19 protein-coding genes are annotated in these 14,405 nt (G+C 40.6%); 12 read left to right on the forward strand and 7 right to left on the reverse strand.

The window, feature by feature from the left end; translation table 11 throughout:
* Positions 1-153 precede the first annotated feature (153 nt).
* Positions 154-1,170, forward strand: coding sequence for an aldo/keto reductase (locus C4F40_RS13000; protein ID WP_196939815.1), 1,017 nt, complete (start codon positions 154-156; stop codon positions 1,168-1,170).
* A gap of 20 nt (positions 1,171-1,190) precedes the next feature.
* Here C4F40_RS13000 and C4F40_RS13005 read toward each other — a convergent pair whose 3' ends face one another.
* Positions 1,191-2,060 (reverse strand): helix-turn-helix domain-containing protein, encoded by an 870-nt coding sequence (locus tag C4F40_RS13005; RefSeq protein ID WP_196939816.1) that lies wholly within the window; start codon positions 2,058-2,060, stop codon positions 1,191-1,193.
* 307 nt (positions 2,061-2,367) lie between these two features.
* On the opposite strand from C4F40_RS13005, the gene C4F40_RS13010 reads away from it, so the two are divergent.
* The 7 genes from C4F40_RS13010 to C4F40_RS13040 all read left to right on the forward strand — a co-directional run bounded on the left by C4F40_RS13010 (position 2,368) and on the right by C4F40_RS13040 (position 6,957).
* Positions 2,368-2,772 (forward strand): L-rhamnose mutarotase, encoded by a 405-nt coding sequence (locus tag C4F40_RS13010; protein WP_196939817.1) that lies wholly within the window; start codon positions 2,368-2,370, stop codon positions 2,770-2,772.
* Positions 2,773-2,982: 210 nt separating this feature from the next.
* The gene (locus tag C4F40_RS13015) at positions 2,983-4,617 is read left to right on the forward strand and encodes an alpha-L-fucosidase (RefSeq protein ID WP_196939818.1); all 1,635 of its coding nucleotides are present in this window, start codon (positions 2,983-2,985) and stop codon (positions 4,615-4,617) included.
* 176 nt (positions 4,618-4,793) lie between these two features.
* A complete protein-coding gene (locus C4F40_RS13020) occupies positions 4,794-5,384 on the forward strand; it encodes a TetR/AcrR family transcriptional regulator (protein WP_196939819.1) in 591 nt (196 codons plus the stop codon).
* Between the two features lie 98 nt (positions 5,385-5,482).
* Positions 5,483-5,941, forward strand: coding sequence for a hypothetical protein (locus C4F40_RS13025; RefSeq protein WP_196939820.1), 459 nt, complete (start codon positions 5,483-5,485; stop codon positions 5,939-5,941).
* A 29-nt stretch (positions 5,942-5,970) separates the two neighbouring features.
* Positions 5,971-6,282: a DUF3817 domain-containing protein gene (locus C4F40_RS13030; protein ID WP_196939821.1), complete on the forward strand. Its 312-nt coding sequence runs from the start codon at positions 5,971-5,973 to the stop codon at positions 6,280-6,282.
* Positions 6,279-6,635, forward strand: a complete 357-nt coding sequence (locus C4F40_RS13035) for a rhodanese-like domain-containing protein (RefSeq protein ID WP_196939822.1) — start codon at positions 6,279-6,281, stop codon at positions 6,633-6,635. Before C4F40_RS13030 ends, C4F40_RS13035 begins: the two co-directional genes overlap by 4 nt.
* Positions 6,636-6,786: 151 nt before the next feature.
* Positions 6,787-6,957 carry a hypothetical protein gene (locus C4F40_RS13040; protein ID WP_196939823.1) on the forward strand — a complete coding sequence of 57 codons (171 nt, stop codon included), beginning with the start codon at positions 6,787-6,789 and terminating at the stop codon, positions 6,955-6,957.
* Between the two features lie 24 nt (positions 6,958-6,981).
* Here the strand turns inward: C4F40_RS13040 and C4F40_RS13045 are convergent, their stop codons facing one another.
* Entirely contained in the window at positions 6,982-7,557 is a 576-nt protein-coding gene (locus tag C4F40_RS13045) for a hypothetical protein (protein ID WP_196939824.1), read from the reverse strand.
* Between the two features lie 73 nt (positions 7,558-7,630).
* Positions 7,631-8,209 carry a Crp/Fnr family transcriptional regulator gene (locus C4F40_RS13050; RefSeq protein WP_196939825.1) on the reverse strand — a complete coding sequence of 193 codons (579 nt, stop codon included), beginning with the start codon at positions 8,207-8,209 and terminating at the stop codon, positions 7,631-7,633.
* Positions 8,210-8,701: 492 nt separating this feature from the next.
* On the opposite strand from C4F40_RS13050, the gene C4F40_RS13055 reads away from it, so the two are divergent.
* A complete protein-coding gene (locus C4F40_RS13055; RefSeq protein ID WP_231390058.1) occupies positions 8,702-9,436 on the forward strand; it encodes a sulfite exporter TauE/SafE family protein in 735 nt (244 codons plus the stop codon).
* A 710-nt stretch (positions 9,437-10,146) separates the two neighbouring features.
* Here C4F40_RS13055 and C4F40_RS13060 read toward each other — a convergent pair.
* Entirely contained in the window at positions 10,147-10,404 is a 258-nt protein-coding gene (locus tag C4F40_RS13060) for a hypothetical protein (protein ID WP_136819251.1), read from the reverse strand.
* A 413-nt stretch (positions 10,405-10,817) separates the two neighbouring features.
* Here C4F40_RS13060 and C4F40_RS13065 point away from each other — a divergent pair, with 413 nt between their 5' ends.
* From C4F40_RS13065 to C4F40_RS13075, 3 genes are all read left to right on the forward strand, one after another.
* Positions 10,818-11,243 (forward strand): hypothetical protein, encoded by a 426-nt coding sequence (locus C4F40_RS13065; RefSeq protein WP_196939826.1) that lies wholly within the window; start codon positions 10,818-10,820, stop codon positions 11,241-11,243.
* A 35-nt stretch (positions 11,244-11,278) separates the two neighbouring features.
* Entirely contained in the window at positions 11,279-11,764 is a 486-nt protein-coding gene (locus C4F40_RS13070) for a hypothetical protein (RefSeq protein WP_196939827.1), read from the forward strand.
* 84 nt (positions 11,765-11,848) lie between these two features.
* A complete protein-coding gene (locus C4F40_RS13075) occupies positions 11,849-12,127 on the forward strand; it encodes a hypothetical protein (protein WP_196939828.1) in 279 nt (92 codons plus the stop codon).
* A gap of 110 nt (positions 12,128-12,237) precedes the next feature.
* Here C4F40_RS13075 and C4F40_RS13080 read toward each other — a convergent pair whose 3' ends face one another.
* The 3 genes from C4F40_RS13080 to C4F40_RS13090 all read right to left on the reverse strand — a co-directional run bounded on the left by C4F40_RS13080 (position 12,238) and on the right by C4F40_RS13090 (position 14,402).
* Positions 12,238-12,528, reverse strand: a complete 291-nt coding sequence (locus C4F40_RS13080) for a helix-turn-helix domain-containing protein (RefSeq protein WP_196939829.1) — start codon at positions 12,526-12,528, stop codon at positions 12,238-12,240.
* Positions 12,518-12,853 (reverse strand): type II toxin-antitoxin system RelE/ParE family toxin, encoded by a 336-nt coding sequence (locus C4F40_RS13085; RefSeq protein ID WP_196940413.1) that lies wholly within the window; start codon positions 12,851-12,853, stop codon positions 12,518-12,520. Before C4F40_RS13085 ends, C4F40_RS13080 begins: the two co-directional genes overlap by 11 nt.
* A 331-nt stretch (positions 12,854-13,184) precedes the next feature.
* The gene (locus C4F40_RS13090) at positions 13,185-14,402 is read right to left on the reverse strand and encodes a hypothetical protein (RefSeq protein ID WP_196939830.1); all 1,218 of its coding nucleotides are present in this window, start codon (positions 14,400-14,402) and stop codon (positions 13,185-13,187) included.
* Between the last annotated feature and the right edge of the window lie 3 nt (positions 14,403-14,405).

Below are 14,405 nucleotides of genomic sequence, written 5' to 3' on the forward strand. Positions count from 1 at the left end.
CCACGAGATATCAATTTGCTGTTTTATCCAAACGGATGAGTATTTTTGCATCTCAAAAAGCGAAGTTTTTCGTGATGTGTATATCGATAAAGTGCTTATTTATGTCGATATTAAGCCTAATTTTAAACTGTCTTCTCTATATCTTTGATAAGAATGAATGCAGAACAAAAAGCTTTTACGCTGCCGAAAGTTATATTCGGCACCAGTAGTTTGGGAAATTTGTACGAAATTGTACCCCAAGAAACCAAACGAGCCATTGTAAATGAATGTGTCGCACATGCTGAAGGATCAATCGTCTTTGATACCGCAGGGAAATATGGCGCAGGCCTTGCGCTTGAAGCACTTGGCAGCTGCCTATCCGAACTGGGTGTTGATCCCTCTAAAGTGATTATTAGTAATAAGTTGGGATGGTATAGGGTTCCGCTTACCACCGAAGAACCGACATTCGAACCCGGCGTATGGAAAGGACTAATGCACGATGCTGTGCAACGGATCAGTTACGAGGGCATAATGGACTGTTTCCATCAGGGTAATGGCTTATTGGGCGCGTATCAGGCACAACTGGTCTCCGTACATGATCCCGATGAATACCTTGCAAATGCAACGACCAAAGAGGAAGAAGAGGCCTATTATCAAGATATTTTAGGCGCGTATAAAGCATTAGCAGAGCTGAAAGATGCAGGCCAAGTTTTAGGGATAGGAGTGGGGTCTAAACAGTGGAAGGTGATCGAACGAATTTCAAAAGATATCGATCTCGATTGGGTGATGATTGCCAATAGCCTCACCGTTTATGACCATCCGCAAGATCTTATGCGATTTGTTAACGAACTTCATGAAAAAGGCGTTTCCGTTATCAATTCAGCGGTCTTTAATGGCGGTTTTTTGGTCGGTAGCGCCTATTATAACTACAAGCCTGTTGATGAGAGATCTGATGAAGGAAAAGCGTTGCTGGACTGGCGTGAGCAGTTTTGGGCACATTGTGCCCAATATGACATTAAACCTGCGGAAGCCTGTTTTAACTTCGGTTTCAATATTCCGGGCGTATGCAGTGTCGCCCTCAATACCACCAAGCCGGAGAAGGTACGGCAAAATATCGACATGGCGGAAAAGAAAATACCTGCGCAATTTTGGTCAGAAATGATTCGTCAAGGGATGATTAAAGGGCTGTAATGCCAAGCAAGTTAATTTGCCTATCTGTTTACAATGGGTAGGCGCTTCTTGTACGCGCTGGGGCTTTCTCCTGTTAATTTCTTAAACAGTCGATTGAAGTAAGATACATTGTCAAAGCCCAGTTTGTAGGCGAGGTCTTGGACGCTATAGTCTTCTAGTAGCATCATAAGCTGTGCTTTTTCAATTTTTTTCTGATTAATATACTTCCCTGGGGTACAGCTTACTTGTTTTTTGAAAGACCGTATCAGATGATCTTTCGTTAAAAAAGATAATTCCGCCAATTCTTCTATACGGATGTTTGTATGGATATGAGCGTGTATATGATCTAATACCCGTAGCATGCGCTCATCGACGTGAGGCGTTTTGGCCGAGGCAAACTCAAGAAAACGAGAAAGCAGTTGTTGTATGATGGCCTGGCTTTCGAGTTCCATAGCCAAGGGCGTATTGCTGTGTAATGCAATATTTTTAATCAACTCCGTCGAATTGTCGTACGCGGTGGGGTCGTAATAGCGCAGTTCTCTACCCGGATTCAGCAAATGAAGACGTTGCACAAGTTGCATAATCAACCTGTCTGACGCTATTTCAACAGGAAAGTGCAACACATCGAAAATACTGGATTTGTTGTCTATTTTTTCATAAATGTGAATGTAAAATAAAGAGAAATCGCCGTCACATTCGTAGCTATGAGGAGTATAGGCGGGCGTTAGGTAGAGGTTGTTTTCCGTCAGCTCGTATTTCTTCCCGTCACGGAGAATTTTTGCCGAACCTTCAACGACCAAGTGTATGCGCGCGAAAGGACTGTTTATATTTTTCCAATTCCAATCGGCGTGGTGTTCTGCATAACCAATATTCAACAAGATGAAATCAAGTTGATGCCTATCTTTTCGCATAATATCTTTACTTATGTTTAACTAATCGAGTGGCTATGCTGCCGGTCTATACCTGATGGTTGTACTAACTTGTAGAGTAAAGGTAGCCATATTTCAATAACATATGACAAATTGATGGTTTTTTAAAATCGATATTGTGCATATTATTATCGATACTGGTCAACTGATAATTCCCGAGGATGATTAATTTTGATGGTATAGACCAGTAGGGTTTTATCGATTAATGTATTATAAACTAGTTCGGCTGTATTCGACCAATATCTCTATAGGGAAAAGGCTTACATCGAAAATCAAATCACCCACAATAATGAATAAAGATATTGAACATGCGAACGGATACCTTCAGCAAGTTTACGAAAGACCCGTCAAAAGATATTGTCAAGTGCTAGATCTAATCGATGAGCCCGCTCTGATTGCTGCGTATGTAGAAGCGCATTCCGCTGAGCATCACTGGAGAGAAATTGTACAAGGACTTAAAAAAGTCGGAGTTTTGGAGATGGAAATATACCTCAAAGGAAACCGGTTATTCATGATCGTGGAGGCCGGATTGGATTTCGAGTGGGCCGAAGCATTTTCGAAATTGGAAAACATGCCGCGTCAGTCCGAGTGGGAAAAAAGAATGTCTTTCTTTCAGCTTTCAGATGCGCAAACCGCTACGGACAAGTGGCAGATGATGGAGCGAATTTTTCATTTGTATCGTACTGAAGAGTAAATTCAGTTCTCGTCGGTTAGGTTTGACCAAATTTATTTTTTCAAAAAAGTCGATAAAGTGTTGTTTTTTGTCGATAATGTGGTGCCTTCGCACTGAAGGTATCCGCTATATTTGTTAGTATAATAATAACCTTTATAAGCCGGATTGTCACATAAGGTTTTTTTGAGTGAACCCCAATGTCATTTCGACGGATAAGTAAAAGTAAATTTTATGGATAGAAGAACGGCTATCAGGATCTTGGGAACGGCCATTCCCAGCCTGTATTTAAGTAAGTTTGTGCATGGCGAGGAACGGTGGGGGAAAGTTCCGTTTAATCCGCAATGGTCATCGTTAGAAAACTATGAAGTACCCAAATGGTATCGCGATGCCAAATTTGGTATCTGGGCACACTGGGGCCCACAGTGTCAGCCCGAGCGAGGAGACTGGTATGCACGTGGGATGTATGAGGAAGGTTCGGATCAGTATAAGTACCACGTCGAAAAGTATGGACATCCTTCCACGTTCGGCTTTAAAGATGTTATTAACGAATGGAAGGCCGAGCAATGGGATGCAGAGTCGCTTATGGACTTGTATAAGCGAGCAGGTGCACAGTACTTTATGGCTTTGGCCAATCATCACGATAACCTGGATCTTTACAAGAGCAGCCACCACAAATGGAACAGTACGAACGTCGGTCCGAAAAAAGATATTATAGCCGGATGGGAGAAAGCTGCAAAAAAAAGAGGGTTGAGGTTCGGTGTGAGCGTCCATGCAGCACATGCCTGGACGTGGTACGAAACGGCACAGCGTGCAGATAAAGATGGACCATTAAAGGGTGTGCCTTATGATGGAAAGTTGAAGAAATCGGATGGAACCGGTACCTGGTGGGAAGGTTATGATCCACAGGAATTATATGCGCAAGACCATCCGCTAAGTAAAGGAAGTGAAGAGGGGCATACCATTCACCAGCAATGGCATTGGGACGTCGATGCCGGTGTAAATGTGCCTAACGAAGCCTATTGTGCCAATTTTCGCGACCGCACCTTGGAGTTGATTGATAACTACAGCCCGGATGTAATCTATTTTGATGATACCGCATTACCACTTTGGCCCATCAGTAATGTAGGGTTAGATATAGCCGCACACTATTACAATAGAAGTATGAAACGCAATAAGGGCAATCTGGAGGCGGTTATAACTGGAAAAATATTAGACGAGCAGCAAAGGAAATGCATGGTCTGGGATATTGAAAGAGGGCAGAGCAACCGGATTGAACCCCTACCCTGGCAGACGTGTACCTGCATTGGCTCCTGGCATTACGATAAGCGTATCTACGATAACAACCGGTACAAGACGGCTAAAACTGTCGTGCATATGTTGGCCGATGTGGTGAGTAAGAATGGTAATCTTCTTTTAAGTGTGCCATTACGTGGCGACGGATCATTAGATGATAAGGCACGTAAGGTTGTGGAAGGCATTGCCGATTGGATGGAGGTCAATTCCGAAGCTATTATCGGCACCCGGCCATGGCATACCTTCGGCGAGGGGCCGGCTCAGAAAGACGCACCGGAGCTAAAGGCACAAGGTTTTAATGAAGGGAAGGGTAAACCATATACGAACGAAGATGTACGTTTTACGACAAAAGGAAACGTGCTGTATGCTATTGTTATGGGTAATCCCTCGGGCAAGAGCTTGTCGTTTGAATCGTTGGGTGCACGTCAAGCGCAAACCAAGCGGGTGAAAAAAGTTAACTTGTTGGGATATAACGGGGCGGTGAAATTCGTGCAGGAAGCGAATAGATTAGTGATCGAGCCGCCAAAAGAGGGGACTTACAATGAAACGGCAGTCGTCTTTAAGATTTCCTAACAAAAAATAGATTCGGTATGTACCGATCCGTTCTGTAGGCCTTTTTCCTCCGAATTGCAAAATCTACCAAGAAGATATATTACAACTTTTTTTTCCTTATTTTGCTAACAAATACTGGATGATATTTAACATACAGTCGAAATGATCCACCTGACTAGAAGAAGTAAAGATAAGAGATGAAGAAAGCTGAAGCCACACGTCTAAACATGCTGAAAAAATCCTTTGAGTTGATTTATGCCAAAGGATATCAGAACGCTAGCATTGACGATATATTGGCAACCACACAGGTTACCAAAGGCGCGTTTTATTATCATTTTAAAAACAAAGATGAAATGGGGTTAGCCATTATCAACGAATTGATGAAACCTACACTAACCAAAAGCTTTATTGAACCGTTACAAAACGCAGAAAATCCATTGGATGCCATATACGATTTGATGCATTATCTTCTTCTTGAAGACGATTTTTTGAAAGTAGAACACGGTTGCCCTGCTGCTAACTTTACGCAGGAAATGACTCCCTGGAACGAAGATTTTAGCAAAGCGTTGAACGAAATAACACAGGAATGGCTGAAGGCTATAACTGCGGTTCTTGAAGAAGGACAAAAGACAGGTTATATCCGTAAAGATGTCAATGCAAAACAAACAAGCCTTTTTGTGCTATCTGGCTATTGGGGTGTTCGCAATTTCGGGAAGCTAGCGAATAGCAAAGAAGTCTACTTGCCCTATTTAGAGGAACTTAAAATGTACCTTAATACATTAAAATAAATTTTTCACCTGTAAACATACTAATTGGTATGTTATTTATTTACCTTTGTTGAATTGGATAGGGGCTAGTATCCTTTTGGTTCAATTAATTAAAGGTAATGTATCAAACACTCACATTTTATCACAGCTTTATGCGCTGGCTTGTATTAGCAAGCCTCCTGTTCGCGCTTTATCGGGCTTACAAGGGTTACTTTTCAACATCAGCATTTTCAAACCGAGATAATGCAGTACGGAATTGGACGGCCACCATTGCGCATATCCAGTTGATGATTGGAATGATCCTCTATTTTCAAAGTCCGCTGGTTAAATACTTTTTAGCCAATTTCAAAACAGCGGCTCAGGATTTCAATATGTTATTCTTTGGATTGATCCATAGTTCGTTGATGCTGATCGCCATTGTACTGATTACAATCGGTTCTGCTGTTGCCAAAAGAAAAGAAACGGATAAAGCAAAATTCAAAACAATGATGATTTGGTTCACTGTCGCATTAGTCATCATATGCATAGCCATTCCCTGGCCATTTTCACCATTCACTAGCAGACCCTATTTCAGGTAGTTCATATACAACGTTCAAAAGCTATAATAATGACATTTCAACTCTTAAAAACAAGGACAGGAAGGCTTAGGATTATGGGATTTCTAGAAGGGATTTCACTCCTCGTCTTGGTATTTATTGCTGTACCGATGAAGTATTGGCTTCACGATGAATCATTAACCAAAATGATGGGCCCTATTCACGGAGCACTTTTTTTGTTATTCTTGCTAAACGCATGCAGTGCCGGTATTGAACAAAAATGGAAAGTTAAAACTATCGGAATGATATTGGCATCCTGCTTTATTCCGTTTGGCACATTCTACGTGGATTATAAGTTCCTAAAAAATATAGACAACAAATGAAGTACCTATTGATTACTGCTATTGGTGCTTTGGTCGTCTACCTGGCATACCGAACTTACCGCTACCTGAACTTAGCAGACAGCTTGGATAAAAAGATTGAAAACGGGGCGACTATTTTGGACGTAAGAACAGCAGGAGAATATGCAACAGGTCATATTGATGGCTCTATCAACATCTCTCTAGGTGAAATTAGAGAAAGATATACCGAGCTCGACCCTTCCAAAACATACATCACCACTTGTTCTCACGGACTGAGAAGTGTAAAAGCCGTAAATCTATTGAAAGAACGAGGGTTTAAAAATGTCTATAACGGTGGTGCTTGGAGCGACCTTGAAAAGATAGTAAAGAAGTAATAAGGGTAATGTACAGAGGCGAACGTAAGAGGGCTATTCAAAGTCCACGCGCCAGCAATTTGCATATACCAGCGCGAGGAGGAGTGATCATCGCATTATTTTTAGAATTGTAACTCTGGTAATTATCGTAAAATATTTGTAAATTTGAGTTATGGAAAAGTTGACTATCAATATCCCAGAAACAAAAAGCGCTTCGGTGAAGCAGCTTCTCAAAGAGCTCGGTGTGGTATTTCTATCATCTGGCAAAAAGGAAAATGTATCAGACGTTAGATCAAAATTAGCGAATGTATCTGTGTGGTCAGATAACCAGTTACTAAGATAATCGCTGAATTGTCTGGCCAATAAACTAAAACCGCCATCCCAGATGTACCGCTGGAAATATCGAGACGGCCGATTGTCGATACGTTTCAGGGCCAATAACCTTATCCTTGGCATCGGATGCGAAAATAAGTGCTACCCAAGGATTAATATAGAAACCTTTATGCTCATTTTCTGCTTTTCCAAACATAATCCGATAGCCGGACCGTATGCCGATGTTCAGTCCCCGTATGTTCTCCTCTGTTTGCGGTGCAGTTTTAAGTTTGATCTCGTCGTTGCCGTAGGTAAACTGAACGCCGGCAAATAAGCCGTTGATCTTTTTGAAATGATAGTCGGTTTTCAGGTCGAACCCCGAGCTGTATACTGAAAAACTATCGTTGTTCGTAAAAAAGGAGGGCTGCTTAATGGCAAAAATGCCGGCACTGGAACGAAAGCTGCCATAGGTAATACCTGCATGTATCGAATAGCCGTTCAGCATATACGCCAAGGGGTCTGCTTCAAGTTCAAACGCAACTTTTGACTTTAATTGGGCGTAGGCGTTATTTACGCTAAGTATCGTTAAGCATATCACGATACGCACAGTTGGCTGGATGAAATTACTCATAGGTAAAAATGCTGTTTTACCAAAAGTAACAGGAAAGCAGAAGCCGGCACTTAACAAAAGATAATAAAAAAAATTATTTCTTGTTTAACCGCTGTCTGATACGGCTAAGTGAGACCGGCGTAACGCCCAGGAAGGATGCGATGATATTTAAAGGAACCCGCAGTAGTAATTTTCCGTCGTGCTTTTCAAAGTCGAGGTAGCGCTCTTCGGCCGTACGGGTAATATGTCCCATGAATATTTTCTGTGAATTGATGAAACGCTGGTCGGCAATGGTTCGGGTTAGCTGGTTCATCTTCGCAAAATCTACGTTAAGGCGATTAAAGGATCGATAGTCTATGCGAAGCAGGGTACAGTCCTCTACAGCTTCCAGGGCCTGTTCCGCGGGTTCTTGGGTCAGAAAGCTCTGGTAGCAGCTGGCAAAGTTGTTCTCAGCAAAAAGGAAGAGCGTGATTTCCTCGCTTTTCGCATTAATGCAATAAAGTCTGATGACACCTTTGACGACAAAGTACAGGTACTTTTCTGTATTGCCTATCTCCGTTATTTTTTGCCGTGCCGGCACGCTTAACGTCTCAAATGATTGCTGTAAATGGCCCCACTCATCCTCATTCAAATCAATAACCTTCGTAACGGTTTCCCTAAGTGCATCGTACATCTCCGAAAATTATGCATAATATTTGTTTTGGCAATAGATTTTATCCAGTTAGACGTTAGCCGAGGAGAATTAGAATAGGCACGGGACAACGTCTATGCGCCAGCGATTTGCATATACCGGAGACAGCGGGGGCAATTACGAAGTGGTCAACGCGATAAACGCCCCCCTGTTTTTCAATAGGCACACATGTTCAAGGCGAAAGCATCCTCGCCCACCAGTACCTTGGAAATCAAAGTCACAGATTGCTTCGGAAGAATTTTTCAAGAAAGGATAATTCGCCCTAAAGAAACATCTTATCTGATGAAGTAGCGGATTTAAGTTGCTATCCTTGATAAATTAAACGTGCTTTTATGCAGTCCTCACGGATCTTCCATAATTTATTTTGCTACGTAAGTCAAATTTAATAATGGAATAATGCAGCGTTGGTAATTATTATATCGCCAGCAATTTTTGTAAATTTGGGTTTTCAAAATAATTGTAACATATTCCGTATTGACAATTCTATTTATCCTTATCATCAGTTTCATAGCATCTTTAGTACGCTCCACATTAGGATTTGGCGAAGCGTTAGTTGCCGTTCCGCTTTTTCTTTTTTTTCTGCCAGTAGATATTGCCGTTCCGTTGTCTGTTATGCTGTCAGTGGTCATTGCGCTTGTTATCGTGATACAAGACCATAAAAAAATCTATTTTAACAGTGCCAAATGGTTGATTTTATATGCCGCACTTGGAGTGCCTATCGGTATCATCATTCTGATGTATGGAAATGAAGTTTTTGTAAAAATAGGGCTTGGGATATTGATAATCTTGTATTCCCTGTATTCGCTTTATTTCAATAGCAATACCGTATTAAAGGAGGATAGCAAGTTTTGGCTTTTTGTGTGTGGGTTTTTATCAGGAATATTTGGAGGAGCATATGGTGTGAATGGTCCGCCATTGGTTGTATATGGGAATTTAAGGCAATGGAGCCCCAAATACTTCAGGGCTACATTACAGGCTTATTTTTTGCCAGTAAGCCTCATAAGTGTGGTAGGATATTACGCCAAAGGACTTGTTACACCACAAGTAAATACCTATTTTTTGGTTTCATTGATTACAACTATTCCTGCTATATTCTTAGGCAGGTACTTAAATCATCAATTGAAAGACGGGGAATTTTTTAAGTATGTTTATTGGGGCCTTATGGTCATTAGTGGTATTCTGATTTTTAGCACTGGAATTGCAACCTAAAAGTAGAGACTACTGACAAGAGGTTATAGAGACTGGGTTACAAACCTGTGCCAGCTGTGGGTGGATATTTGAGTAGCATCTTTATGTAGCCAAATGCCGAGATTCCCTTTTGTTTCCTGATTTTATAATATAGGACAATCTTATCGAAAGAGAATGCAGGAAAAGTAACAAGGTGTTGTGATTTTTTGTTGGCCATAGCATCAACGCTGTCGCTTCAAACCTAGATGAATTTATTTGTATCTGCAAATCCAACCGATTTTTAGCGTTTGCTCAGGTTACTCCAACAATTAATAGCGGGAAATTAGACTGTAACACTACTGTACATACACTAACGAAATCTGTGTTCATTTGAGTTCCGCCAAGCGAGCGATATTAGGCATATACTTTATTAGCCAGTTTGGCTGTTGTGAGATTTCCAAAGCTTCTACCACTTTTCCATTTAAAATAAATACCAAGTCCTTATGTTCAAGTTCAGAGGTGTCAATTACTTTTAAGGAATCGAACAACAGATAACGTGCGGTCTACAAATTCTGACGCCTGCCTGGTTAGCTCTCTTTGTACGCGTAGGCCTGATTTCCACAGTTCCGACCTTTTCTCCAAATAAAGCTTGTCTCCATCAAAAATATCCTGTAAATTATCTGGGAAATAACTCGGTCCTACGGTAGATTTACCTGCTCCGTTAGATCCAGTTATTACAAAAAGTTCGGGCATTAATAGAGATCGAAACGGTTTCTAAGCTGTATTGTTTCCGACTCGTCCAAAATATGCATGGTCTCAAAATCACTGCCATTGTTAGACTGTTTTACCAGATGTATTTTACCATTAGGATATTCCATATAACACAGTTTTCTTTCCATACCTGTTACATTGATCATGAAAGGTAATCCGCTTTTCAATCGGTTAGCTCTGAGTGCTTTCACAGCCATCGAGCCTCTCTTAACCTGCTCTCGAAGTGATAGTACGTTCATAGTTGTTTAGTTTTAATACCAAATTTAGCTAAAAGGCTTTGCATTCACAAACCGAACCTTTAGAGATTGCACATTCCCTAAATTATTCAATCGTGCTAGATAAACAATTCGAGTGAAGCAAAGCCTCATCCCAAGGTAGAAACCTTTGACAGCTTGGCCTGTATCCATTAATCCAACAAGTACATGTCCATCCTTCGTATTGGCAAATGCTGATTCGGTAAATCCCATTTTCCGCAACTTTTTAGACCGTACTAGATAGCGCAGGTTGCTGTTTTTCAAACCTATTTATATCTTACACCCGTTAGTTTTTTAGATCTTTAATAGAAATAATAACACTTTATTATATAGTATCGGATTTAAACTAAAATTGCTGTTTATTTCTGTGTAACAAGCAATATAGCAAAAGAACTTACATGCTATTCTCTCTTCCTGTATCTCCTTTTCCAGAAATGCAGAACTGTCATGGCTATGCATTTGGTCCCAATCCGGATCCTAACTCGTATAATCCCCCTTGGACCAAAGATATATTCTACCCAGACCTGTCCGACTATAATGCGATCGGTCCTTCGGGCACGATACAAGTGGGGGATAGGATCTGTTATTATGGTTGGACGTCGCCCACTCAGGACTGGCGAACAGCGATCCAGCATTCGGCTATAGTGACCGAAGTCGATGCGAATGGCTTTGCGACAAAGGTGATGGGTAAGATGGGAGCAGCTTACGAGCCGATAGAGCATCATCCGAGAGATATCCCGGAAAGTTATGGCAATATGTCTCCCACCCAAACCTTTTCGAACGGCGCAGTAAAATACAACCGTATTTATTATCGACATAAGTAAGATTTTCCATAATTTTATATTTAGAACTTAAAAACATGAAAAATTATATATTCAACATATTATTAGGATTAATAATAGTAGCACTGCTACCTGAGGTTACGATTGGACAAGATGCTTCCAAAACGAAAGAAATTAGATCACAGCTTTCACATTTATGTGGTTATAGCATGAAATATGATGAGTTTGTTCAGCTTCCCAGAGCCAAGTATGGCGAACAGATAGATAAGTTTGAAAAACTATATCGGGACCAGATCAAGAAGATAAAGCATGGACCCGACCGCGATCTGTATTTTGAGTTTTTAGAGAAAGCTACAGGACCAGACTCTTTGAAATACAAAGTAGGCAGCGGTATGCCATTTCCCTACGTTTATTTCTATACGCTCTTATCCAAAAGCAGAGTGGATAAAATGCCAACGCGAATTGAATACTACAAGGTTGTGAAATACTCATTATTCACGAAGGACAAAGAAGAATTAATCCATCCAAGAGATATTCCATTTTTGCGGTATAAAGAGTGGTAGTAATGACGCCTAGTCATGTTGACTGCGGATTTTAAGGGCGAGCAGAAAAAACTGCTCGCTTTTACCACATTAAAAGTTGACTACATGAAAAATTATATATTCAACATATTATTAGGATTAATAATAGTAGCACTGCTACCTGAGGTTACGATAGGACAAGATGCTTCCAAAACGAAAGAAATTAGATCACAGCTTGCACGCCTATGTTGCCTGAGTACGTCTGCTTTATCCCTGAGTAGGGGGCGAGAGGTAATTCATCCTTCCCTCCAATACTTCAAAATCCCATCAATAGAATCTTTTCAAATAAAGCATGGCGACTACTACAAAGTGTTTTTAAGCATTTCTCCAATTCACTTACCGTGAAAGAGATGTTACTTTCGGCCTTTGTCTTTTTATAGACGTCTGGCTTATCTGCTTTTCTTACGGATAGTCTTTGGATAATTTCGATCATTGTTAAAGAAGAGCTGCAAGGGTTAAAAGTCGATTGAAATTTTTACTTTTCCGCCCAATCCTTTTTCAACGATGTCAAATAGTGTTTTTAAAGTTATATTATTTCCGTTATTCTCTATTTTTGAGATATACTCACGTTTTTTGTCTACTAGATTGGCAAGTTCTGACTGTGTTAAGTGCCTCTCCTCACGAGCTTTTTTAAGAAGTAGGCCAATTTTAAAAGATTCGAAGTCTCTTTCAAGTTCATCTCGTCTTTCAGTCCCTACTTTTCCGTAAACATCGTCCTTTATATTTTTCCAACTTTTAGTTTCCATTTTCATTATGTTTTTGTTCGTAATATTCAGCCATTATTTTTAACGCTTTTTCGATTTGATTTTTAGGTGTTTTCTGGGTTTTCTTTTGAAATCCATTCATTAGCACGATAAGCTTTTCTCCATCGAAAAAGCAAAATACCCTCCAGATGTTTGAGCCCAGCTGAATCCTAGCTTCATATAATCCTTCAGTTCCTGTCAGATGTTTTAAATAATTTGACGGAACACGTTCAAGAGTTTCAATAGCTTCAATGATTTTAAAAATCTTGTCCTGGACTTTCTTTGGCTGACCCGACAGAAAGTCTTCAAAATAATTTTTAAAAGCTATAACTTCCTCTTACTGTCATAAGACAAAGGTAATTTAAAAGTTACTTTTTAACAAATTTTAGACGTGTTTAATTTTTTCTAAACTCCTCCCTTACCTTTTTGATGACGGTTTTTTCGTTGGCGTCTTTGGGAGAGAGGTGCTTATAGAGTTTGTCCAGATCTTCAAGAACTTCGGCTTTCGGTGATGCTTTTATTCCTTCTAGTACCTGTAAAATAAACACATTGGAGTTGCTACTGGAATCGCAACTTAAAGGTAGGGAGTATTAGCAAGAGGCTATAAGGGCTGGGTTACAAACCTGTGCTAGCTGTGGATGGATATTTAAGCAGCATCTTTATGTAGCACTGCGACGTGTAAGTGCTTTTATGCACTCCTCACGGATCTTCCATAATTCATCAAGATCGTATGAAACTCCATTTTTCTTGATCCATGTGGTTAGATAGTCCTTATGGTAAGACACCTTAGAATCCGTAGCCTGGTCTGCTTGTATTTCGACTTCAGCCAGTAGTTCAAGCTCAAATTTGGTTTCATTGATACCGATGCCGGTATAGTCAAGTATATGGTTGTAAGCGCGAATATAACTGTGAGCTTCTGGGATATATTTTAGATTGTATTTTTTTAGCACGTCTTTAATAGCTGGCGTGTTTTTGGCAGTCATGTAAAATATGCCCAACATCAATTGCAGCTCTGGATGTCCGTTTTCATCGGCCAGTCTTTTCAGCAGTACATGTTTGGTACTACAGGTGCCGCAGTTGTCTTCGAATAAACATAATGGGTTGTTTTTATCGCTGTTTCGCCGGTAATTTAAAGTGCTGACCCAGTCAGCCGCCTCGCTAAAAGAATTTATACCCAACGCGGCAAATGAGTTGGAAACCTCGCCTCTGGCCTGGTCGATAGTGAAGTCTATAGGCTTAGCGAATAATCGTCTTGAAAAAAGATTGGTTCGGCTGTTGTCGAGAATAGGTTCCCCGGATTTCTTATTGAGAAAATAGCGGATGTTCTGGATGAGGTACCGTGGATGGAAGTTTGGCCCAAATTGATCCATCGCCCTAAATGTGTCAAAAATTTCCAAGGCTGTGCGCGTATGATTGAAATACCCCTGCTCCAGTAGTTTTCTAAAGGCAGTTTGTACTTCTGCATAGGTACTAAGAAATAGAGGTGTTTCAAGCTCATCTTCCTTTTCCTCCGTGCAGATTTCCAGGTACTTGTTCGGTAGATCCTGATCAGTTTCTATTGTTATAACCCGTTTTATTCGCTTCCGGTCGATCTTGAGTTCTTCGACATTCAGTTTATACAGATCGAGAGGAGTAACGGGTGGGTTGTAGTCTTCCAGTAAAAGGATTTTTGCAAGGTGTGCGCTATCTTCCGGATCAATCAGTGTCGGCTTAAAAGGGTTTTCGGTATCCCGTATAAAAAAGTTATGCTTGCCAAGCAGGAAAGAACACTCAAATGCTGATATTCCTTTTTCTTTCCTGATTTTATAATATAGGGCAATCTTGTCAAACGAGAACGCAGGAAAAGTAACAAGGTGTTTTGACTTTTTGTTGGCCATGGC

It is taken from the genome of Sphingobacterium pedocola (assembly GCF_015209965.1).
Classification (GTDB): Bacteria; Bacteroidota; Bacteroidia; order Sphingobacteriales; family Sphingobacteriaceae; genus Sphingobacterium; species Sphingobacterium pedocola.

Coding starts and splice junctions, on each gene's coding strand:
- C4F40_RS13040 (WP_196939823.1), top strand. CDS start 6,787: ATGGAAAAGTTGACTATCAATATCCCAGAAACAAAAAGCGCTTCGGTG.
- C4F40_RS13000 (WP_196939815.1), top strand. CDS start 154: ATGAATGCAGAACAAAAAGCTTTTACGCTGCCGAAAGTTATATTCGGC.
- C4F40_RS13025 (WP_196939820.1), top strand. CDS start 5,483: ATGTATCAAACACTCACATTTTATCACAGCTTTATGCGCTGGCTTGTA.
- C4F40_RS13035 (WP_196939822.1), top strand. CDS start 6,279: ATGAAGTACCTATTGATTACTGCTATTGGTGCTTTGGTCGTCTACCTG.
- C4F40_RS13075 (WP_196939828.1), top strand. CDS start 11,849: ATGAAAAATTATATATTCAACATATTATTAGGATTAATAATAGTAGCA.
- C4F40_RS13045 (WP_196939824.1), bottom strand. CDS start 7,557: ATGAGTAATTTCATCCAGCCAACTGTGCGTATCGTGATATGCTTAACG.
- C4F40_RS13065 (WP_196939826.1), top strand. CDS start 10,818: ATGCTATTCTCTCTTCCTGTATCTCCTTTTCCAGAAATGCAGAACTGT.
- C4F40_RS13080 (WP_196939829.1), bottom strand. CDS start 12,528: ATGGAAACTAAAAGTTGGAAAAATATAAAGGACGATGTTTACGGAAAA.
- C4F40_RS13020 (WP_196939819.1), top strand. CDS start 4,794: ATGAAGAAAGCTGAAGCCACACGTCTAAACATGCTGAAAAAATCCTTT.
- C4F40_RS13005 (WP_196939816.1), bottom strand. CDS start 2,060: ATGCGAAAAGATAGGCATCAACTTGATTTCATCTTGTTGAATATTGGT.
- C4F40_RS13030 (WP_196939821.1), top strand. CDS start 5,971: ATGACATTTCAACTCTTAAAAACAAGGACAGGAAGGCTTAGGATTATG.
- C4F40_RS13070 (WP_196939827.1), top strand. CDS start 11,279: ATGAAAAATTATATATTCAACATATTATTAGGATTAATAATAGTAGCA.
- C4F40_RS13050 (WP_196939825.1), bottom strand. CDS start 8,209: ATGTACGATGCACTTAGGGAAACCGTTACGAAGGTTATTGATTTGAAT.
- C4F40_RS13015 (WP_196939818.1), top strand. CDS start 2,983: ATGGATAGAAGAACGGCTATCAGGATCTTGGGAACGGCCATTCCCAGC.
- C4F40_RS13010 (WP_196939817.1), top strand. CDS start 2,368: ATGAATAAAGATATTGAACATGCGAACGGATACCTTCAGCAAGTTTAC.
- C4F40_RS13060 (WP_136819251.1), bottom strand. CDS start 10,404: ATGAACGTACTATCACTTCGAGAGCAGGTTAAGAGAGGCTCGATGGCT.
- C4F40_RS13090 (WP_196939830.1), bottom strand. CDS start 14,402: ATGGCCAACAAAAAGTCAAAACACCTTGTTACTTTTCCTGCGTTCTCG.